The 20577-nt window shown below is 64.7% G+C and carries 22 protein-coding genes; 11 read left to right on the forward strand and 11 right to left on the reverse strand.

Features of this window, described 5'->3' with window-relative positions:
* Positions 1–14: 14 nt before the first annotated feature.
* Positions 15–2747, forward strand: coding sequence for a DUF4118 domain-containing protein (locus tag NLY37_RS18245; protein ID WP_286440121.1), 2733 nt, complete (start codon positions 15–17; stop codon positions 2745–2747).
* On the forward strand, positions 2744–3436 hold the full coding sequence (locus tag NLY37_RS18250) for a response regulator transcription factor (RefSeq protein ID WP_023704189.1): 693 nt from the start codon (positions 2744–2746) through the stop codon (positions 3434–3436). The genes NLY37_RS18245 and NLY37_RS18250 overlap by 4 nt, the downstream gene beginning before the upstream one ends.
* Before the next feature lie 15 nt (positions 3437–3451).
* On the opposite strand, the gene NLY37_RS18255 is transcribed toward NLY37_RS18250, so the two are convergent.
* On the reverse strand, positions 3452–4042 hold the full coding sequence (locus tag NLY37_RS18255; protein WP_023669715.1) for an invasion associated locus B family protein: 591 nt from the start codon (positions 4040–4042) through the stop codon (positions 3452–3454).
* A 218-nt stretch (positions 4043–4260) separates the two neighbouring features.
* Here NLY37_RS18255 and NLY37_RS18260 point away from each other — a divergent pair, with 218 nt between their 5' ends.
* Both NLY37_RS18260 and NLY37_RS18265 read left to right on the forward strand, forming a co-directional pair.
* Complete coding sequence (locus tag NLY37_RS18260; RefSeq protein ID WP_023740848.1) at positions 4261–4563, forward strand: hypothetical protein; 303 nt, start codon at positions 4261–4263, stop codon at positions 4561–4563.
* Positions 4564–4685: 122 nt separating this feature from the next.
* A complete protein-coding gene (locus NLY37_RS18265) occupies positions 4686–5162 on the forward strand; it encodes an NUDIX hydrolase (RefSeq protein ID WP_023669717.1) in 477 nt (158 codons plus the stop codon).
* Between the two features lie 7 nt (positions 5163–5169).
* On the opposite strand, the gene NLY37_RS18270 is transcribed toward NLY37_RS18265, so the two are convergent.
* The 5 genes from NLY37_RS18270 to NLY37_RS18290 form a co-directional block, all read right to left on the reverse strand.
* The gene (locus tag NLY37_RS18270; RefSeq protein WP_033002990.1) at positions 5170–6036 is read right to left on the reverse strand and encodes a citryl-CoA lyase; all 867 of its coding nucleotides are present in this window, start codon (positions 6034–6036) and stop codon (positions 5170–5172) included.
* A complete protein-coding gene (locus NLY37_RS18275) occupies positions 6033–7211 on the reverse strand; it encodes a CaiB/BaiF CoA transferase family protein (protein WP_031196007.1) in 1179 nt (392 codons plus the stop codon). Before NLY37_RS18275 ends, NLY37_RS18270 begins: the two co-directional genes overlap by 4 nt.
* A gap of 15 nt (positions 7212–7226) precedes the next feature.
* Positions 7227–8750: a tripartite tricarboxylate transporter permease gene (locus NLY37_RS18280; RefSeq protein WP_023686551.1), complete on the reverse strand. Its 1524-nt coding sequence runs from the start codon at positions 8748–8750 to the stop codon at positions 7227–7229.
* A 4-nt stretch (positions 8751–8754) separates the two neighbouring features.
* The gene (locus NLY37_RS18285) at positions 8755–9291 is read right to left on the reverse strand and encodes a tripartite tricarboxylate transporter TctB family protein (protein WP_023700086.1); all 537 of its coding nucleotides are present in this window, start codon (positions 9289–9291) and stop codon (positions 8755–8757) included.
* A gap of 125 nt (positions 9292–9416) precedes the next feature.
* On the reverse strand, positions 9417–10394 hold the full coding sequence (locus NLY37_RS18290; RefSeq protein ID WP_023726470.1) for a Bug family tripartite tricarboxylate transporter substrate binding protein: 978 nt from the start codon (positions 10392–10394) through the stop codon (positions 9417–9419).
* 206 nt (positions 10395–10600) lie between these two features.
* Between NLY37_RS18290 and NLY37_RS18295 the strand changes: the two genes are divergently transcribed.
* The gene (locus NLY37_RS18295; protein WP_023740846.1) at positions 10601–11374 is read left to right on the forward strand and encodes an IclR family transcriptional regulator; all 774 of its coding nucleotides are present in this window, start codon (positions 10601–10603) and stop codon (positions 11372–11374) included.
* On the opposite strand, the gene NLY37_RS18300 is transcribed toward NLY37_RS18295, so the two are convergent.
* From NLY37_RS18300 to NLY37_RS18310, 3 genes are all read right to left on the reverse strand, one after another.
* A complete protein-coding gene (locus NLY37_RS18300) occupies positions 11361–12461 on the reverse strand; it encodes an OmpA family protein (protein WP_023740845.1) in 1101 nt (366 codons plus the stop codon). The genes NLY37_RS18295 and NLY37_RS18300 overlap by 14 nt on opposite strands.
* 120 nt (positions 12462–12581) lie before the next feature.
* Positions 12582–13121 (reverse strand): GNAT family N-acetyltransferase, encoded by a 540-nt coding sequence (locus NLY37_RS18305; protein ID WP_023683084.1) that lies wholly within the window; start codon positions 13119–13121, stop codon positions 12582–12584.
* A gap of 142 nt (positions 13122–13263) precedes the next feature.
* Entirely contained in the window at positions 13264–13494 is a 231-nt protein-coding gene (locus NLY37_RS18310; RefSeq protein WP_023683083.1) for a YdeI/OmpD-associated family protein, read from the reverse strand.
* 141 nt (positions 13495–13635) lie between these two features.
* Here NLY37_RS18310 and NLY37_RS18315 point away from each other — a divergent pair, with 141 nt between their 5' ends.
* The 4 genes from NLY37_RS18315 to NLY37_RS18330 all read left to right on the forward strand — a co-directional run bounded on the left by NLY37_RS18315 (position 13636) and on the right by NLY37_RS18330 (position 17337).
* Positions 13636–14091 (forward strand): DUF2214 family protein, encoded by a 456-nt coding sequence (locus tag NLY37_RS18315; protein WP_023699121.1) that lies wholly within the window; start codon positions 13636–13638, stop codon positions 14089–14091.
* A 178-nt stretch (positions 14092–14269) separates the two neighbouring features.
* Positions 14270–15247: a tripartite tricarboxylate transporter substrate-binding protein gene (locus tag NLY37_RS18320; protein ID WP_023740844.1), complete on the forward strand. Its 978-nt coding sequence runs from the start codon at positions 14270–14272 to the stop codon at positions 15245–15247.
* Positions 15248–15345: 98 nt separating this feature from the next.
* Positions 15346–15819, forward strand: a complete 474-nt coding sequence (locus NLY37_RS18325) for a tripartite tricarboxylate transporter TctB family protein (protein WP_023740843.1) — start codon at positions 15346–15348, stop codon at positions 15817–15819.
* Between the two features lie 9 nt (positions 15820–15828).
* The gene (locus NLY37_RS18330; protein WP_023683079.1) at positions 15829–17337 is read left to right on the forward strand and encodes a tripartite tricarboxylate transporter permease; all 1509 of its coding nucleotides are present in this window, start codon (positions 15829–15831) and stop codon (positions 17335–17337) included.
* On the opposite strand, the gene nth is transcribed toward NLY37_RS18330, so the two are convergent.
* On the reverse strand, positions 17297–18130 hold the full coding sequence (gene nth, locus NLY37_RS18335) for an endonuclease III (RefSeq protein ID WP_023740842.1): 834 nt from the start codon (positions 18128–18130) through the stop codon (positions 17297–17299). The genes NLY37_RS18330 and nth overlap by 41 nt on opposite strands.
* Before the next feature lie 22 nt (positions 18131–18152).
* Between nth and NLY37_RS18340 the strand changes: the two genes are divergently transcribed.
* Entirely contained in the window at positions 18153–18647 is a 495-nt protein-coding gene (locus tag NLY37_RS18340; protein WP_023700093.1) for a DUF2244 domain-containing protein, read from the forward strand.
* Between the two features lie 10 nt (positions 18648–18657).
* Here the strand turns inward: NLY37_RS18340 and NLY37_RS18345 are convergent, their stop codons facing one another.
* Entirely contained in the window at positions 18658–19473 is an 816-nt protein-coding gene (locus NLY37_RS18345) for a class I SAM-dependent methyltransferase (protein ID WP_023683077.1), read from the reverse strand.
* A gap of 115 nt (positions 19474–19588) precedes the next feature.
* Between NLY37_RS18345 and NLY37_RS18350 the strand changes: the two genes are divergently transcribed.
* Entirely contained in the window at positions 19589–20494 is a 906-nt protein-coding gene (locus NLY37_RS18350) for a methylated-DNA--[protein]-cysteine S-methyltransferase (protein WP_023669734.1), read from the forward strand.
* Positions 20495–20577: the final 83 nt, after the last annotated feature.

The raw sequence follows: 20577 nt of genomic DNA on the forward strand, positions 1-20577 counted from the left end.
CATGATCGAGCCTGATGCCGGACGCCAGAAGCAACTATACCAGACCCTCTCCGGACGCGCTGCTCGAGCATGCGGAACGGGAAGAGCGCGGCCGCCTGCGGATATTTCTGGGTGCTGCACCCGGTGTCGGCAAGACCTACGAAATGCTGATGGCCGGCCGCGCCATGCTTGCCGACGGCATCGACGTGGTCATCGGCATCGTCGAAACCCACGGCCGCAAGGAAACCCTGGCGCTGGTCGAAGGCTACGAGGTCATCCCGCGCCAGAAGGTCGACTACAAGGACCGCGTGCTGAATGAGATGGACATCGACGCCATCCTCGCCCGCCGGCCGGCGCTGGTGCTCGTCGACGAACTCGCCCACACCAACGCACCCGGCAGCCGCCACCCCAAGCGCTATCTCGACGTCCAGGAAATCCTTGCGCGCGGCATCGACGTCTACACCACGCTCAATATCCAGCATGTCGAGAGCCTGAATGACGTCGTGGCACAGATCACCCGCGTCAGGGTGCGCGAAACGGTCCCGGACTCCATCATCGACCAGGCCGACGACATCGAGATCATCGACCTCACGCCCGACGACCTGATCAAGCGGCTGAAAGAGGGAAAGGTCTATTTCCCCAACACTGCCCAGCGCGCAGTCGAAAACTATTTCTCGCCGGGCAATCTGACCGCGCTTCGGGAATTGGCGCTGCGCCGCACCGCCCAGCGCGTCGACGAGCAGTTGCTCAACCACATGCAGTCGCACGCGATTCCCGGCCCTTGGGCGGCGGGCGAAAGGGTGCTCGTCTGCGTCGATGCGCGTCCGGGCGGAGCGTCTCGTGTCCGCTATGCGCGCCGGCTGGCCGACCGGCTGCGCGCACCGTGGACGGCGCTGCATGTCGACACGCCGCGTTCGGCCGCCATGTCGGAGGAAGACAAGGACCAGCTGGCCACGCTCTTGCGCCTGGCCGAGCAGCTCGGCGCCGAGGTGACGACCATTCCGGGCCAGAACGTCGCCCAGGACATCGTCCGCCACGCCATGGCCAACAACTTCACCCATATCGTCGTCGGCAGGCCGACCCGCTCGCGCTGGCGCGAACTGATCGAGGGTTCGCTCACCTACGATCTGATCCGCAATGCCGGCGATATCAGCGTCCATGTCATTTCAGGAACGGAGCGCGACAACGAGGCCACGTCGAGGGTCAAGGCGGCGGCCGAGCAGACGCCATTTCAAATCTGGCCTTATCTTTTCTCGACCGTCTATGTCGCCGGCGCGCTTGCCGTCAGCGCCGTCCTCGATCAGTTCCTCGACGTTCGCAACCTTGCCAGCGTGCTGCTGCTGGCGGTGCTGACATCGGCAGTGACCTTTGGCCTGTGGCCGGCGCTGTACGCCTGTTTCCTCAGCGCCATTGCCTTCAACTTCTTCTTTCTCGAGCCGCGCTACACGATGACGATCCGCGATCCGGAGAGCATCGTTGCCTTCGCCGTCTTCCTCGTCGTTGCCGTCATCGCCAGCAATCTGACGGCGCGTGTGCAGCGTCAGGCAGCCGCCGCCCGTTCACGCGCCCGGGCCACCGAGGACATCTACCTCTTTTCAAAGAAGCTCGCCGGCGCCGGCACGCTCGACGACGTTTTGTGGGCCACAGCCTTCCAGATCGCCTCGATGCTGAAGCTGCGCGTGGTGCTGCTTTTGCCGGAAGAAGGCACGATCACCGTCAAGGCCGGTTATCCCCCCGATGACACGCTGGCCGAGGCCGACATCGCGGCTGCACGCTGGGCTTGGGAACACAACCGGGCTGCCGGCCGTGGCGCCGATACCCTGCCCGGGGCAAAACGCCTCTACCTCCCCTTGCGCACCGCACGCACGGCCGTCGGCGTCGTCGGCCTCGACAATGACAAGCAAGGCCCGCTGCTGACGCCCGAGCAACAGCGCCTGCTCGACGCGCTGGCCGACCAGGCGGCGGTTGCCATCGAGCGCATCCAGCTGGTCGCCGATGTCGACCGCGCCAGGCTGGCGGCCGAGGCCGACCGCTTGCGCTCGGCACTGCTGACGTCGATCTCGCATGATCTGAAGACGCCGCTGGCGGCCATCATGGGCGCGGCCGGCACGCTCAGGGAATTTGCGCCGGCACTGCCCGAGAACGATCGGGCCGAGCTGCTGACCACCGTGCTCGACGAGTCCGAACGGCTGAACCGCTTCATCGCCAATCTGCTCGACATGACCAAGATTGAATCGGGCGCCATGGAACCGAATTTCGCCCTGCACTATGTCGGCGATGTCGTTGGCTCGGCCTTGCAGCGGGCACGCAAGATCACTGCCGGGCACAAGACCGAGGTTGATATTCCGGCCGACCTGCCGATGCTGAAGCTTGATCCCGTGCTGTTCGAACAAATGCTGTTCAATCTGCTCGACAATGCCGCGAAATACGCGCCACAGGGATCGACAATCCGGCTGCAGGGCTGGGCCGACAATGGCTCCGTCGCGCTGCAGATCATGGATGAGGGACCGGGCATTCCGCCCGCCGACCTGGAGCGCGTCTTCGACAGCTTTTACCGGGTGCGCAAGCGCGATCAGGTCCAGGCCGGCACCGGGCTCGGCCTGTCGATCTGCCGGGGCTTCATCGAGGCGATGGGCGGCACGATCATGGCGGCGAACCGCAGCGATCGCCAAGGCGCGGTCTTCACCATCCGCATGCCGAAGCCGGCACGATCGCCCGGCCTGGACGAACGGAACGCGGACGGGCAAAACTCTGGTGATCCGGCATGACAAATTCCAACGTCAGCATACTGGTCGTCGACGACGAGCCGCCGATCCGCAAACTGCTGCGCGTCGGCCTCGGCAGCCAGGGCTATGCGGTCAGCGAGGCGCCCAACGCCAACGCTGCGATCGAACTCGTCGACGCGCAAAAGCCGGATCTGATCCTGCTCGATCTCGGCCTGCCCGGCATGGGCGGCCTCGACCTCCTGCGCAAATGGCGCGGCGACGGCCTCGACGTGCCCGTGGTCATCCTGTCCAGCCGCACCGACGAAGCCGGCATCGTCGCGGCGCTCGAACTCGGCGCTGACGACTACATCACCAAGCCGTTCGGCATGAACGAGCTGGTCGCCCGCATCCGCGTCGCGCTGCGCCACAAATTCCAGCAGCAGGGCGAAAAGCCGGTGTTCCACACCGGCGATCTCAGCGTCGACCTGGTCAAGCGCATCGTCAAGGTCGAAGGCAAGGAGATAAAGCTCTCCCCCAAGGAGTACGACATATTGCGCATTATGGTGCAGCATGCCGGCAAGGTGCTGACCCACCATTTCATTCTGAAGCAGGTGTGGGGCGATTCGACCGACGTGCAGTATCTGAGGGTCTATGTCCGCCAGCTCCGGCAGAAGATCGAAAAGTCGCCCGACCAGCCGCGCTACATCACCACCGAAACCGGGGTGGGGTACCGGCTGCGCGAGGTTGAGTGACCGGACGTTTTCCGCTCAGTCCGCCGAGAGTTCCGCGGTCCGTGCCAGTGCGCCGCCGAAGCCGTTGAGCGGGATAGTGAAACTCACCGCTTGACCGGTGTCGGCCGCGAAGGCGTCAATCTTCAGCGTGGTGGCTGCCTTGAGCAGCGGCGTGACGCTGGCATCGAACGCCACCGGCACCAGGCAGCCGACGGCCTGGCAGGTGTTGAACGGCAAGCTGCCTTCCAGCTTCTGGTCGTCGATGGTCAGGCTGACTCCTTTGGCGAGCGCCAGGCCGAACGGCAGCGCCAGCGTTCCGGCGGCATCCTCGCCGCTCTTGCTCGACAGCTCGATCGCCAGCAGGCGCTGGTTGGACTGCTTGTTGAACTGCTGATGCGACAGGCTGCAAACCTTGGCCGTGCCGGTTACCTGGCAATTGACCGTCCAGTCGCCATGTGTCTCGGACAGCGCCGAGGCGCCGCCAGGCAATGTCGGGCCGGCAGCAGGGGCGGGCGCTGCGGCGGCAGGCGCCGCCTTGTCGGTCTTGGTTTGCGCCGCGACTGCCACCGGGCCAAGAATACAGATGCTGCCCAGTAGCGCCGCGAAATATACTTGCCTGCTTTTCATCAATATGCTCCCGATTGTGCCTCGAGTCAGCAGCGATTGAGCCCGAGATCCGCGCCCGATAGAGCGGTCAATCGATCTTTTCTGTCAAGTGCGGCCAGGCCGCTTCCTCAGGGATTTCGCCAACCCGTGGCAGATCGGCCCATGGCAGACCCACCCATGGCAGATCGAGACGAACGCCCTATATAGAGAGGAGGTTATATCTGTACGGGAACGAACTGATGTCGACGCTTCGCCTATCGACAGTTCTGATGTCGGCAATGCTGGCGGTGGCAACGCTCGCCGGAATCATGCAATCTGCTGCGGCTCAGTCCGTCAATCCCAGCGCCAACCGGCTGATCCAGCAGAACCAACTGCAGCAATTGCGCAACAGCCTGCAGCGGCAGCAGTTCCAGCAACAGCAGCAGCAATATCGCGAGCAGGACCGTCGGATCGTGCCGCAGCCGCGCCCCGAAGTGCCCGTCGTCCGGCAAGCTTGTCCGATTCAGATCGTCAACAACCATATTGTGCGTGTTTGCCGTTGATATCGGTCGCTTGCGATTTACTTAGTCGACTTATTTACCAAAAATGCCTCATCGCCTCGCGGGCATATCAGGGGTTTGCAGGCGGCGTGCGGCGGTGCGCCCGCCGACCGGATTTTCAGCACATGGCGACGACCAAGAAAAAGGCGGTACGCAAGGCAAGGCGAGGCGAACGCATTCGCCAGGTCGCCGCCATTCCCTTTCGCCTGGACGTTTCAGGCAATTTCGAAGTGATGCTGGTGACGTCGCGAGCGACGAAGCGGTTCATCGTGCCCAAGGGCTGGCCCATGAAAGGCAAGAGCGGGCGCAAGGCCGCCACCATCGAGGCGCGCGAAGAAGCCGGCGTGCTCGGCAAGACCCGCAAGGCGCCGGCCGGCAGCTATTCCTATTGGAAACGGCTGGAGCACAATTTCGTGCGCGTCGACGTCGTCGTCTATCTGTTGGAGGTGTCCGAGGAACTGGCCAACTGGCAGGAGGCCAAGAGCCGCCAGCGGGCATGGCTCAAGCCGCAGGACGCGGCGTTGCTCATCGATGAGCCGGATCTCTCGACGCTGATGGCCAACCTGGCGCCGCCTCAGCCGGCAGTGCCGGACCCAGCCTGAACCAACCTCACTTGCCCTCGTCCCCTTTAGTGGGACCCTCATCCCCCTCAGCGGGAAATGGCCGCAGCGGCGTGCCCGTATAGGCCCACAACCATTCGCGCGGCAGCGGACCCTTGTTGCGGTCGCTTTGCTGCGACTGCTCCCATGCATGCGCCAGGATGCCGACCGAGCGCGAGAGCACGAACAGGCCGCGCGTCAACGGCGGCGGAAAGCCGAGCTCGCCATAGATGACGGCGGTGGCGCCGTCGATGTTGAGCGGTATTTTCTTCCCCTTGCGCCGTGCCACCTCTGATTCGACGGCCTCGGCGATGTCGGCAAAGCGTCCGCTGACGACGCCGCGCGCGGCAAACTCGCGCGTCACTGCGATCAGGCGCGGCGCGCGCGGATCGACCGGGTGGAAGCGATGGCCGAAGCCCGGCACATAGCCTTTCTCCTCGGCGAAGAAACGGTCGAGCCGTGCGGCTACGGCTTGGTCCAGCGCAACACCCTGGTCAAGTGCCACGGCAATGTCGCCATAGAAGGACAGCGCCTGTTCGCCGGCGCCGCCATGCACGTCACCCAGCACGTTGACGGCGGACGCCATGGCGCTGTTGATGCCGACGCCGCAGGTGATGGCCATGCGGGCAATGGCGATCGACGGCGCCTGCGGCCCGTGGTCGACGGCCGCCCCCAGCGCAATGCCGAGCAGCGCCGCCTGCTCCTCGCTCGGCAATTCGCCGCGCAGCATCAGCCAGATCGTGGCCGGAAAGCTGACGCGGCCGATCAGCTCCTGGATTTCATAGCCGCGCAGCCGGATAATGCCGGGGCTCATCTCGATGATGCCGGTCTGCCACCATTCCTCGCCGCGTTCGCGGCCGGTTTTTCTCTCGCTCACGCGCTTCTCCTGGCGCGCGGCGGCAGGGTGGAAAAAACCTCGTCCATATGCTCGCCCAGCACAGGCGGCGGCAGGACCGGCAAGGGTGCCGCGCCATCGACCATGAAGCCGCCGCGCACCACGGTCAGCGGCTGCGCCATGCCGGGCAGACCCTGGAAACGCGTGGTCATGTCGCGCTCGACCACCTGGCGCTCGCCAAGCACTTGGGGGATCGTCAGCACCCGGCCCGCCGGCACGCCGGCGCGGTTGAATTTTTCCTCCCAGGCTGCGGCCGAGGCGCTCGCCAAGGCCGTCTCGATCAGCACCTTCAGCACAGCGCGGTTCTGCTTGCGCGTCTCGCGCTCGGCAAAGCGCGGATCGTCGGCCAGTTCCGGCTGGCCGATCAGCCGGCAAAGCGTGACGAACTGCTCCTGCTTGTTGGCGGCGATGTTGAGCAGGCCGTCGCCGGTGCGAAACGCGCCGGAGGGCGCAGCCGTCATGTTCTCATTGCCCATCGGCTGCGGCTCGACGCCGGCGGTCAGATAGTTGGACACCGGCCAGCCCAGCGCCGACAGCGTGCATTCGAGCATCGAGACATCGAGAAACGCGCCCTCGCCCGAGGTCTTCTGCTTGACCAGCGCCGCGGCGATGGCGAAGGCCCCGACCAGCCCGCCCAGCGTGTCGGCGACGGGATAGCCGACCCGCAAGGGTGCGGTCTCCGGCGTGCCGGTGATGCTCATGATGCCGGACAGCCCCTGGATGATCTGGTCGTAGGCCGGATTGTCGCGCATCGGCCCGGTCTGGCCGAACCCCGATATGGCGCAATAGACGAGACCCGGACGAACCGCTTTCAGCGCCTCATAGCCAAGCCCCAGCCGCCCCATCACGCCCGGTCGAAAGTTCTCGACCAGCGCATCGGCGGAGGCGACGAGATCGAGGAAGCGTTCGCGGTCGGCTTCGCTTTTGAGATCCAGCACCACCGATCGCTTGCCGGCATTCTGCGCCAGGAACGACGCGCCCATCCCCGCCTCGTTGAGCGCCGGCGAGGCGCCGAGCTGGCGCGCCAGATCGCCGCCTTGCGGCGTCTCGACCTTGATGACATCGGCGCCGAGCAGCGCCAGCTGGTAGGCACAATAAGGGCCCGCCAGCACATTGGTCAGGTCGAGAATGCGGATGCCGGCAAGCAGATCGGTCATGATGCTCCAGGTCGCTCAGGCATCGCCCGGCACATGCTCGGGTCCGCGCCGGCGCCGATGCTCGATGAAGGCCCAGATATGCGGACCGGCGAGCCCGATGAAGGCAAGGATCAGCAGCACCAGCGACAGCTTGTGGGTGTAGAACACCGACCAGTCGCCGTTCGAGATCGTCATCGCCCGGCGGAACTGCGTTTCGGCAAGCGGCCCCAGGATCATGCCGATGATGACCGGCGCGGTCGGGAAATCGAAGCGCCGCATCAGGAAGCCGGCGGCCCCCAGGAGATAGAGGATGACGAGGTCGATCGGCGATTGCGAGATGCCGTAGGTGCCGACGGTGGCGAACACCAGGATGCCGGCATAGAGCTGCGGCGCCGGGATTTTCAACAGCCGTACCCACAGCCCGATCAGCGGCAGGTTGAGGACGACCAGGATGACGTTGGCGATGAACAGGCTGGCGATCAGGCCCCAGACCAGATCGGCCTGCGTCGTCAACAGCAGCGGTCCCGGATTGATGCCGTAGCTCTGGAAGGCCGACAGCATGATTGCGGCGGTCGCCGAGGTCGGCAGGCCAAGGGTGAGCATCGGCACCAGCACGCCGGCAGCAGACGCATTGTTGGCGGCTTCCGGTCCGGCAACGCCCTCGATGGCGCCGACCGTGCCGAACTCCTCCTTGTGCTTCGACAGCTTCTTTTCGATGGCATAGGACAGGAAGGTCGGGATCTCGGCGCCGCCGGCAGGCATGGCGCCGATCGGGAAGCCGATGAAAGCGCCGCGCAGCCATGGCTTCCACGATCGTCCCCATTCGGCCGCTGTCATGTAGAGCGATCCCTTGAGCGGCACGATCTCGTCCTTGCCGGCATAGCGGCGCGAGGCCATGTAGAGCGTCTCGCCGACGGCAAACAGGCCGACCGCGGCAATGATGACATCGACGCCATCGAGCAGTTCGTTCATGCCGAAGGTGAAGCGCGGCTGTCCCGTCTGCAGGTCGACGCCGATCATGCCGATGACGAAGCCGATGAACAGGCTGGTGAGGCCGCGCACGGAGGACGAGCCGAGCACCGCCGAAACCGTGATGAAGGCGAGCACCATCAGCGAGAAATATTCGGCCGGCCCGAAGGCCAGCGCGAACTTCACCACCACCGGCGCCAGGAAGGCGACGCCCATCGTGCCGATGGTGCCGGCGACGAAGGAGCCGATCGCCGAGGTCGCCAGTGCCGCGCCGCCGCGACCCGAGCGGGCCATCCTGTTGCCTTCCAGCGCGGTGACGATGGTGGCGCTTTCGCCCGGCGTGTTGAGCAGGATCGAGGTCGTCGAGCCGCCATACATGGCGCCGTAATAGATGCCGGCGAACAGGATGAAGGAAGCCTCCGGCGCCACCTGGTAGGTGATCGGCAGCAGCAGCGCGATGGTCAGCGCCGGCCCGAGACCGGGCAGCACGCCGATGGCGGTGCCGAGCGTGGTGCCGACCAGGCACCACAGCAGGTTCATCGGCGAGAAAGCGACGGAAAATCCGTGGGCGAGATGGCCGAGCGTCTCCATGGCGTCAGCCCCTCACAGTGGCGATGATCGCGTCGATCACCGTGTTCAGCTGGTTTTCGATGAAGCCGGCGCCAATGTTGACGCCGAGCGCCCTGGCAAAGCCGAAATAGGCGGCAAGCGCCAGGATCAGGCCGGTCAGCGCATCGCGCAGCGTGTGCTTGCTGCCGAAGCCATAACAGACGAGCACGAACATGATGACCGAGGCGGCGGTGAAGCCGAGCGGCTGGATCAGCACCAGATTGGCGACCAGGCCGGCAACGACGATGCCCATGGCCTTCCAGTCGGTCGGCGTTTCCTTTTCCTCCTGCGGCTGCCAGCCGCCGCGCAACGCGGCGACGATGAGCAGCAGCGAAAGCACGATCATGCCTGTCATGGTGATGTAGGGGAAGACGGTCGGCCCGACCTTGGAATAGAGCGGCGAAACCGGGATCGCCAGGGTCTGCCACGCCACGGCCGCGGCACAGGCGAGAAGCCCGATGCCGATCAACAATTCGGGCATGGCAAGGCGCGGGGGCGCCGGCTGCTGGTCGCTGGTGCTCATCGATGTCCTCCCGAGATGGCCGGCATCCTCCCGCCGGCCGCATCCGCAGTTTCACTCCCAGCGCATGATATGTCCATGCCGCAGGCTAATGTCGGAAGGGGCGGCCGTGGCCGCCCCTGAAGACATCAGGCGAGGCCGAGATCCTTGAGGATCGCGGTGATGCGGGCGGTGTCGTCGACGAGGAATTTCGCATAATCGTCGCCGGTCAGAAGGATGGGGGTCCAGTTGCGGTTCTTGCATTCGGCTGCCCAGGCATCGCTCTTGGCCATGGTCTCGATCATCGTGACCATCGCCGCCTTGTCGGCGTCGGAGACGCCTGGCGGTGCGAATACGCCGCGCCAGTTGAACAGTTCGACGTCGATGCCGGCTTCCTTCATCGTCGGTGCGTCGATGCCGTCCTGGCGCTTGTCGGCGGAGATCGCCAACAGCCGAAGCGCGCCCGCCTTGACCTGCTCGGAGAACTCGCCGAAGCCGGAAATGCCGGCCGCCACCTGGTTGCCGAGCAGCGCCGACAGGGCCTCGCCGCCGCCGGCGAAAGGCACATAGGAGAGGTTGGTTGCCGGAACGCCGACCGTCTTGGCGATCAGCCCGAACAGGATGTGGTCGGAGCCACCGGCCGAGCCGCCGGCCACCGGAACCTTGGTCGGATCCGCTTTGAGCGCGGCGACGAAATCGCCGGCCGTCTTGAACGGCGAATCCGCCGGCACCACCAGCGCCTCGAACTCGCCGGTGAGGCGAGCGATTGGCGTCACTTCGGAGAGGTTGTTGGCCGATTTGTTGGCGATGATGGCGCCGACCATGACCATGCCGGCCACCATCAGCGAATTGCCCTTGCCCTTCCACTGGCTGATGAACTGCGGCAGGCCGACAGTACCGCCGGCGCCGCCGACATTGGTGATCTGCGAGCCGGAGATCAGTTTTTCACTGCGCAGCACCTGGTCGATGGTGCGCCCCGTCTGGTCCCAGCCGCCGCCGGGCGCGGCCGGCACGAAGATCTGGATCTGCGGTGCATCCTGACCGAGGGCGGGCGTCAAATGCGTTGCAACGAATCCGGCAGCGCCTGCGGCCGCGGTGCTCATCAAAAATCTGCGTCTGTTCAGCATGGGATTCCTCCAAATCACGACACCTCCTCCGGTGCCTGCCAGAAACGTAGCCTGAAAACAGACCCGCTCGGCAAAAATTCATGCCGAATTCGGTACGTTCTGTCAACAGGAACGCTGTTCTACTAGACAGAACCATGGATGTGCGGCACAATCGCTTCGGCCGGCCTTTGTCCGAGCAGGTAAACTGGAATGAAACTGTTCGTGAGATGACCGAAGCGCGATCCCAGCCGTTGCCGGCCGATGGTGTTGCCGCGCTCGACCGCGCGATCGCCATTCTCGACGCGTTCGCGACCGCCGACCGCTCGCTCAGCCTGGCCGAGATCGCGGCGCGCACCGGGCTCTACAAAAGCACCATTTTGAGGCTGGCGAACTCATTGCTGCGCGGGCAGTTGCTGGAGCGGCTCGACGATGGCCGCTACCGCATCGGACCCGCCACCTTTCGGCTTGGCGCGCTTTACCAGCGCTCGGTCGTGGCGGTCGACATCCTGCTGCCGATCATGCGTGATCTTGCCGAACGCAGTTGGGAAAGCGTGGCGTTCTATGTCCGCTCGGGCGACGCCCGCACCTGTCTCTACCGCGTCGAATCCAAGCATCCTATCCGCTACACGATCCGGGAAGGCGACCTGCTGCCGTTGCTCACCGGCTCGGGCGGCCGCGTGCTGGCAGCGTTTTCAGGCCAGCCGGGCGAACCATACGAGACCATCCGCAAGGCCTGCCACTATCTGTCGATCGGCGACCGCGACCCTGAGACGGCGGGCGTCTCGGTGCCGGTGTTCGGACCGGGCCGCGTTCTGCTCGGCGCCTTGACGCTCGCCGGCCCGTCGACACGCGTCGATACGGCGTTCCTGCGCCGCATGACACCGGACCTGCTGGAGGCCGCCGCTCGCGCCACCCGCGCCTTCGGCGAGGATGCCTCGACGCTGGAGCAGGCAGCGCGCCTAGCCGGCGCTGAAACCGTGATCGGCCTCAGTTCGCCTTGACCAGCACCACGCGGCGGTTCTTGGCGCGGCCGGTTTCGTCATCATTGCTGGCGACAGGCGCCATCATGCCGGCGCCGGCGGCGGTCAGCCGGCCGCCATCGATGCCGTATTTCGAGACCAGCGCCGCCTTTACCGACTGCGCCCGCCGCGACGACAGATCGATATTGTAGTCGAAGGCGCCCTGGTTGTCGGTATGACCGACGACGATCACCGCCATGCCGGGCTCGTTGGTCAGAAGCGTCGAGATCTCCTTCAGCGTCGGTTCCGATTCCGGCTTGATGTCGGCCTTGTCGGTGTCGAAGAAGATGCCGTAGAGCGAGATGGAGCCGGTGGCCGACAGCGAATCCGCCATCTTGGCCGCTTCGACCACCACCATCTTCTTGTCGCGCGCCTTGGGCTCCAGCACCTGAACGACGGCGATGGTGCGGCCGTTGAGTTCCTTGCAGTAGAGGTCGTCGGTCAGCGAATAGGCCTGAACAGTGACATAGGCGTCGCCGCCATCCTGCGGCACCTTGGCAGCGAAGAAGCGCTGGTCGTTGATACCGGTGGTTACCGCACAGGCGCCATTGGAAAAGGCCGCGTCCTTGACGTCGCTTTCATGGAAGAAATACATCATCAGGCTCATGTCGCCGCCGCCACCGCTCGACGACCGGTCGGCGGCGCCGCCGCACTCTTCCTTCTTGCATTCGAACAGGACTTCGCCGCCGGCGGCCGCGATCACATCCTGGTAGTTGCGCAGCACTTCGAGCGGGGAGCGCTCGGCCGGCAGCACATAGGCGATGCGGGTCAGCGCGCCTTCGACCTCGGCCTTCTTGTCCGGCGCGAACACACGGTTGTTCATCGTGTCACGGGCCTCCGGATCGGCGCTCGGCTTCAGCGGCGACAGCGGCACTGTAAAATCGGTATAGGCGAATTTTTCGTAGGAGACGATGAACGACCCCTCGTAGCGCTTGGCCAGATGATTGTCGGCACCGCCCTCGATGTCGGCGGTCGGCACCGTCGCATCGGCGCCCGCCAGTTGCACGGCCGCCAGCAGCAGCAGCCCCGCCCAGAAAAGCTTCAGAAATATCGCATTGATCGCACGCATGGTCGGCTCCCCCAAAGAGCAATTCCAGGAAAAGTGTGAGCGGTTTTCCCACAGGAATTGCGTAGCTAGATTAGAATAGCCAACCCTAGCAGAACGTGGAAATTGCGTCGATGAAGCGCTTCACACCCGCCGTTCGAGCAGGATCGTCAGCCCGTCGTGATAGGTGGTTTCCAGGACCTTGGTGTAGCCGCACTTTGCCGCAACGTTCAACGAACCGGTGTTTTCCGGATCGATGATGCAGACGGTTCTCGCGCCGGCAAAGGTGTCGTCGCCCCAGGCCAGGGCCCTTCTGACGACTTCGCTGGCAAGACCCTTGCCATGCGCTTGCGGCGCCAGCGCCCAGCCGGCTTCCGGAATGCCCTCGAGCGACGGCTCGATGTCCCGCTTCAGATCGTGGAATCCGGCCTCGCCGATGAAGCGACCGCTGGCCTTGTCCTCGACCGCCCAGAAGCCGTAGCCGAGCAGCGACCACAGGCCGGCATGCCGCAGGAACCGCATCCAGCTTTCCTCCCGCGTCCGCGGCTTGCCGCCGATGAAACGGGTGGTGACGGGGTCGGCCCACATGACGGCATAGTCGTCGAAATCTTCGATCCGGTGCGCCCGCATGATGGTCCGTTCCGTTTCGAGAACCGGGACGCCGGCTGTTTTTGGACTGCCCATGAAACTCTGCCTCCGTTGACGGTCAGCGCTTAGCAAACCAGCGCGCCCGGACAAGGGCCAAGCCGGATCATCATTCAGCCAGGGAAGCTTCCGAACGGCCTGGCGCGACCAGGCGGTCGAAGCGAACAGCGTCGGCTTACTTTCAGCCGTGCCAGACCATCTTCATGTAGAGCCCACCGCGCCGCAATTCGTCCAGCATCTGGTCGAGCCGCTTCTGCCTGGTGTCGCTGCGTTTGGCGCGGGCGACCCAGCCGAGATAATCGTTCTTCTGGTAGTCCGGCCGCGCCTCGTAGGCCGCTGTCAGTCCTTTTTCGGTCAGGGCGATGCGGATGTCGTCCGGCATCGGGTTCAGGGCGCGCTTCAGTCCGGTCATTTCAGAAAACCCCAGCTGTCAGGATGGCGACGCCGATGGTCCAACCCAGGTCCGCCTCTGGGAATTCTGCCGAACGATGCTACCTTTCGCAACCGGTCCGGCAAGGGCCGGTCTCGATACCGCCAATGGGAGGAGAACGCCATGGACACCACCGATCTCGTGCTTGCCATTTTCCATCATCTGCTGGTGTTGTCGCTGGCCGGCATCATCGGCGCCGAATTTGTCCTGATCCGCGGCGACCTCTCCGCCGCCACGCTCAAGCGGCTTGCCGGCATCGACCGCCATTATGGCATCATCGCCATGCTGATCATCATCATCGGCATCTGCCGCGTCATCTACGGCCTGAAGGGCTGGGAATTCTACGTCTACAACTGGGTGTTCTGGGCCAAGATGGCGGCGTTCGGCATCGTTGGCCTGCTGTCGATCATCCCGACCATCCGCTTCATCTCCTGGAACCGGCAAGCCAGCGCCAGTCCCGGCTTCCAGGTGCCGGCGGCGGAACTCGCCTCGGTGAAGACCTATGTGCGCGCCGAGGCCTTCATCTTCCTGCTGATCCCGGTCTTCGCGGCGGCGATGGCGCGCGGCTACGGTTATTGAAGCAACGCCAACACGAAACCCCATCTTCGCCGGGCATACTCCCCCTGATTGCCATGGTTGCGCACGGCTGTATTTTGCAGTTTGCGTCAGGCGACAATCTGTTAGCTTGCCTTTGTTGCACCGTCGCTGCCTGACCTGCACAGCGATCGGAGATTGATATCCTGGGAGGAGAATTACGATGAGGAAAATTGTAGCCGCCCTGGCCGCCGCCGCGGCCGTCTCGCTTTATTCGTTCGCCGCCAGCGCACAGACCTATCCCGAGCGCACCATCACCGTCGTCGTGCCGTTTGCGGCCGGCGGTCCGACCGACACGGTTACGCGGCTCGTCGCCGAAGCCATGTCGAAGGATCTTGGCCAGCAGATCATCGTCGAAAATGTCGGCGGCGCCGGCGGCACGCTGGGCGCCGGCCGCGTCGCCAACGCCGACCCGGATGGCTACACGCTGCTCCTCCATCACATCGGCATGGCGACCAGCGCGACCCTCTACAGAAAACTCGCCTATGACACGCTGAACGCCTTCGAGTATGTCGGCCTCGTCACCGAGGTGCCGATGGCGATCGTCGCCCGCAAGGACCTTGAGCCGGTCGACCTGAAAGGGCTGGTCGAATACGCCAAGACCAACAAGGACACCATCACCGTCGCCAACGCCGGCATCGGCGCTGCCTCGCATCTGTGCGGCATGCTGTTCATGAGCGCCATCGGCACGCCGCTGGTCACCGTGCCCTACAAGGGCACCGGCCCGGCCATGACCGACCTTCTCGGCGGCCAGGTCGACATTATGTGCGACCAGACCACCAACACCACCAAGCAGATCCAGGGCGGCACGATCAAGGCCTATGCCGTCACCACGCCGGAACGCCTCGACGTGCTGAAGGACGTGCCGACGACCATCGAAGCCGGCCTGCCCGCGGTGCAGGTCGGCATCTGGCACGGCCTCTATGCGCCGAAGGGCACGCCGGCCGAGATCACCGGCCGACTGTCGAAATCGCTCCAGGTCGCACTGAAGGACCCCAACGTCATCGCCCGCTTCGCCGAACTCGGCACCAAGCCGTCGTCCGAGGCCGACGCGACGCCGGCAGCGCTGAAGGCCAAGCTGGAAGGCGAGATCACGCGCTGGAAGCCGATCATCGAAGCCGCCGGCCAATACGCCGACTGAGGCTTGAACGGGGCGCTGCCGGCGCCCCGTTTTCGCTTCGACGTCCGTTTTCACATTTGCAACGGCAAGCCCGTTGCAAGGGTCAGGGGAGGACCGCCATGAAACCTTTCGCCATCGACAGGACAAACGGCCTGTGCGCCGCGCTGTTCATCTTTTTCGGCGCCTTTTTCGCGATACAATCGCTCGGCCTCGAAATCGGCACCGCCTTTCGCATGGGACCGGGCTATTTCCCGCTGGTGCTGGCGATCGTGCTGATCGTGCTCGGCGCCATCATCCTCGTCCAGGCGGTGCGCGTCGAGGGCGAGCCGATCGGCCCCATTGCGTGGCGCGGCATGCTGTTGATCCTGCCGGCGCCGATCTTTTTCGGCATGACCGTGCGCGGCCTCGGCTTCGTCCCGTCGATCTTCCTGACGGCGTTGATCGCCTCTTTTGCCAGCGCCCGCATGAAGCCGCTGACGGCACTTCTGCTGTCGGCCGGCCTGACGCTGTTTTCGGTGCTGGTCTTCAGCTACGCGCTCGGGCTGCCATTCCAGCGCTTCGGCCCCTGGTTGCCCCAATGGCTGGCATTGTGAGGCGCTGAGATGGACCTCCTCAGGAACCTCGAACTCGGCTTTTCGACGGCCACCACGCCGGCCAATCTGGGTTTTTGCCTCATCGGCGTTCTGCTCGGCACGCTGATCGGCGTCCTGCCCGGCATCGGCGCCACCGCAACCATCGCCATGCTGCTGCCGATCACCTTCCAGATCGGCGACCCGGTCTCGTCCCTCATCATGCTGGCCGGCATCTACTACGGCGCCCAGTATGGCGGTTCGACCACCGCCATTCTCATCAACATGCCCGGCGAATCCTCCTCGGCCGTGACCGCCATCGACGGCTACCAGATGGCCAGGAACGGTCGCGCCGGGGCGGCTCTGGCGATCGCCGCGATCGGCTCGTTCTTCGCCGGCACGGTGTCGACCTTTCTCGTCGCCGTCTTTGCCCCGCCGCTGACGGCAATAGCCCTGCAATTCGGCGCGGCCGAATATTTTTCGCTGATGATCGTCGGCCTCGTCTCGTCCATCGCGCTCGCCCACGGCTCGATCGTCAAGGCGCTGGCGATGGTCGTGCTCGGCCTGCTGCTCGGCATTGTCGGCACCGACATCTACACCGGCACGCCGCGCTTCACGCTCGGCATCCGCGAATATGCCGACGGGCTGAACTTCGTCGCGGTGGCGGTCGGCGTCTTCGGCGTTGCCGAGATCCTGCGCAATCTCGAAAACGAGCACGAGCGCTCGGTGATGATCAAAAAGGTCTCCGGCCTGATGCCGACCCGCGACGACTTCAAGGCGATGGCCGCGCCCATCGTGCGCGGCACGATCATCGGTTCGGCGCTCGGCATCCTGCCCGGCGGCGGCGCGGTGCTTGCGGCCTTTGCCTCCTACACGGTCGAAAAGCGCGTGTCGAAACACCCGGAGGAGTTCGGCAAGGGCGCCATCGCCGGCGTCGCCGGACCGGAATCGGCCAACAATGCCGGCGCCCAGACCTCCTTCATTCCGATGCTGACGCTGGGCATTCCGGCCAATCCGGTCATGGCGCTGATGATCGGCGCCATGATCATCCAGGGCATCGTGCCCGGCCCCAATGTCGCGATCGAGCAGCCGGCGCTGTTCTGGGGCATCATCGCCTCGATGTGGATCGGCAATCTGATGCTGATTGTGCTGAACCTGCCGCTGATCGGGCTATGGGTGAAGCTGCTGACGATCCCCTATTATGTGCTCTTCCCGATCATCATGGCGTTCTGCTCGATCGGCGTTTACAGCGTCAACACCAACGCCTTCGATCTCTACGCGGTCGCATTCTTCGGCCTGCTCGGCTACATCCTGACCAAGCTGCGCTGCGAACCCGCACCCCTGCTGCTCGGCTTCGTGCTCGGCCCGCTGCTCGAGGAAAACCTGCGCCGCGCCATGATCCTGTCGCGCGGCGACCCCTCGACCTTCGTGACGCGGCCGATCAGCGCCGGCCTGCTGCTCGTCGCACTGGCCGTGCTCGTCGTCGTCTTCCTGCCGTCGGTCAAGAAGAAGCGCGAAGAGGTGTTCGTGGAGGAAAGCTAGTTGTCGGGACGCCGTGCGCCGCGATTTCCACGAGCGGCGCCGGCACGTCTGTCGTCTTCACCTCGGCCTTGCAGAGATCGGCGATGACGCAGGCCGGGCAATCGGGCTTGCGCGCCTTGCAGACATAGCGGCCATGCAGGATCAGCCAGTGATGCGCATGGCGCATATACTCGTCCGGGATGATCCGCAGCAGCCCTTGCGCGACCTGTTCGGGCGTCTTGCCTGGCGCCAGGCCGAGGCGGTTGCCGATGCGGAAAATATGGGTGTCGACCGCCATCGTGTGCTGGCCGAACGCCATGTTGAGCACGACATTGGCGGTCTTGCGCCCGACCCCCGGCAGCTTGACCAACTCATCGCGCTCGCTGGGCACCTCGCCGCCGTAATCGCGTATCAGCGCCTCCGAGAGCGCCACGACATTCTTGGCCTTGTTGCGCCAGAGCCCGATCGTGCGGATGTACTCGCCGACCCTGGCTCCGCCCAGCGCCAGCATCTTTTCAGGTGTGTCGACGACCTTGAACAACGCCCGCGTCGCCTTGTTGACGCCGGCATCGGTCGCCTGCGCCGACAGCACCACGGCCACCAGCAGCGTGAAGGCGTTGACATGCTCGAGCTCGCCCTTCGGCTCGGGCCGTTGCACCGAAAACCGCCGGAAGATCTCATGCACCTCGGCCGCGCTGTAGAGCGAACGGACCCGCGCCGGCGCCGGTCGCGGCTTGGCATTCGAGCCGTCGCGCCGCCCGGGCGGCAGTTCACTTTTGGATAGGGAAAGATTTTTGGACTTGGGGCTGGCCATTCCCTTCCTATAATATCCTGGGATGAGCGACACAAACGCCTCGTTTCAGGCCGACGAGCCATTCTTCCAGGCGCTGCTGACACCGCACCGCTCGCTAGGCCGCACCGGCTTTGCCGTGCTAATGGGCGCGCTGCTGTTCGGCTGGGTGGTGACCGGGGCGTTTTTCCTGTCGCGCGGCGCCTGGCCGGTGTTCGGCTTCTTCGGCCTCGACGTCATCGCCGTCTACGTCGCCTTCCGCGCCAACTATCGCGCCGCCCGTGCCCGCGAGGAAGTGTCGGTGTCGCGCACCAGCCTCGACATCCGCAAGACGGCGCCCTCGGGAAAGTCGGAAGCGCATCGCTTCAACCCGTTCTGGGCGCGCTTTTCCGTCGCTCGCCATGCCGAGATCGGCATCACCAGGATGACGGTGGAAGCACAAGGACAGAATGTGCCGATCGGATCATTCCTGGACCCAGACTCCCGCGAGAGTTTTGCTGTGGCCTTTTCGCGGGCACTGACAAAAGCCAGGACGCGCTAGAGCCGCCGCATTAGAACCGGTAGCGTAAAATCCTGCCGACCTTGCGCAATGCGGGAATGTGTCTCCACAGTCCGATGAACAGTTTCGCGGACCAGCCCATGTGCGCGGTGCGTTCGGCGCTGTAGGCCGAGATGTCATCGACAAAGCGCAGCTTCGGAACGGCACGCTCCAGTACCTGCGGGTCGTCGATCGCCCAGTGAACCTCGGCGCCCGTCGCCCTGATGGTCGGATTGAGGCGCAGCATCTTCAGGCCGAAGTGGCTGTAGGCGTCGAACATCAGCTCGCCGCCGGCAAGATGCGCGACAAGGCGTGACAGCAGCCGTGGCCCCTCCTCTACCGGGAGATAAGGCGTCAACCCCTCCATCACCACGACGGCCGGACGATTGCGCGGCACTTCTGCCAGCCAGTCTGGGTCGGTTACCGAAGAGCCGACGAGGTGGTAGTGGTCCCGGGACGGGTAAAGCTTGCGCCGGAGCGCGATGACATCCGGAAAATCGACATCGAACCACTCCACGCCTTCGGGTGGATCGACACGGAAAATGCGCGTATCGAGCCCGCAGCCGAGATGCAGCACGATGGCGCCGGGATTTCTGGCGATGAAGTCCTGAACGCGGACATCATACGTCTTGGCCCGGATCGCCAGGCCGATGCCGAGATTGGTGTCGACCTTGAGGCGCGAGAAATCATAGTCGATCTTGCGCACGGCCTCGTCGGCGAAGCGATCCCCGAGCAGCGAATGCGGCAGCCGGCTTTCCAGTGCCTTGCCATAAAGCGTCATCAGCAAGGTCTCCCTTGCTCCGCTCAGATTCACCCTTTCGCCGGCCATTGGCATCTCCCGGGGCGCAATCCAGTATTTATCTGGTAACAGGCGGCAACAAGGCAAGTTTCGGGTGGTTGCAAGGGGCGGAAAGACCGATATTCGCGGTCAAGGAGATATTGCCATGAACGCCCAGATGACCATGAATACGCAGATGAAACCGACAGCGATCCTGCAGCACGACATCACCCCCGAGGGCAGCGACTACGAGGTCGTGCGCCGCGCCATCGAGAAGATCAGCCTCGACTATCGCGACCAGCCCTCGCTGGAAGCCCTGGCAGCCGATGTCGGCGAGACACCCACGGGCCTGCAAAAGCTGTTCACCCGCTGGGCCGGCCTGTCGCCAAAAGCCTTCCTGCAGGCGGTCACCCTCGACCATGCCCGCAAACTGCTCGATTCCGGCATGCCGCTCCTTGAAACATCGTTCGAACTCGGCATGTCCGGCCCCGGCCGGCTGCACGATTTGTTCGTCACCCACGAGGCGATGTCGCCGGGCGACTACAAGACGCGCGGCGCTGGCCTGACCATCCGCTACGGCTACCACATCTCGCCCTTCGGCATCGCCCTGATCATGGTCACCGACCGTGGCCTTGCGGGGCTCGCCTTCAACGATCCGGGCGGCGAGCGGGCGGCGTTCGCCGACATGTCGGGCCGCTGGCCGAACGCCACCTATGTCGAGGACATGAGCGCCACCCAGCCCTATGCGGCGCGCATCTTCGATCCGACATTGTGGCGCGCCGACCAGCCGCTGCGCGTGGTGATGATCGGCTCCGACTTCCAGCTGCGCGTCTGGGACGCGCTGCTCAGGATCCCGATGGGCAAGGCCTGCACTTATTCCTCGATCGCCTCCAGGATCGGCGCGCCAAACGCCAGCCGGGCGGTGGGGGCGGCGGTCGGCGCCAACCCATTGTCATTCGTCGTCCCTTGCCATCGGGCGCTGGGCAAGTCCGGCGCACTCACCGGCTACCACTGGGGCCTGACCCGCAAACGCGCCATCCTCGGTTGGGAAGCGGGCCAGACCGCGTCCTGAAGCTGCCCGCATCAAACAACACCGGCGAAATCCCTTCGCCGGTGTTGTTCTTTTTGCGAGCTCCCGGCGCAAAACATCCGCAC

This window comes from Mesorhizobium sp. C395A, from assembly GCF_030323205.1.
Classification (GTDB): Bacteria; Pseudomonadota; Alphaproteobacteria; order Rhizobiales; family Rhizobiaceae; genus Mesorhizobium.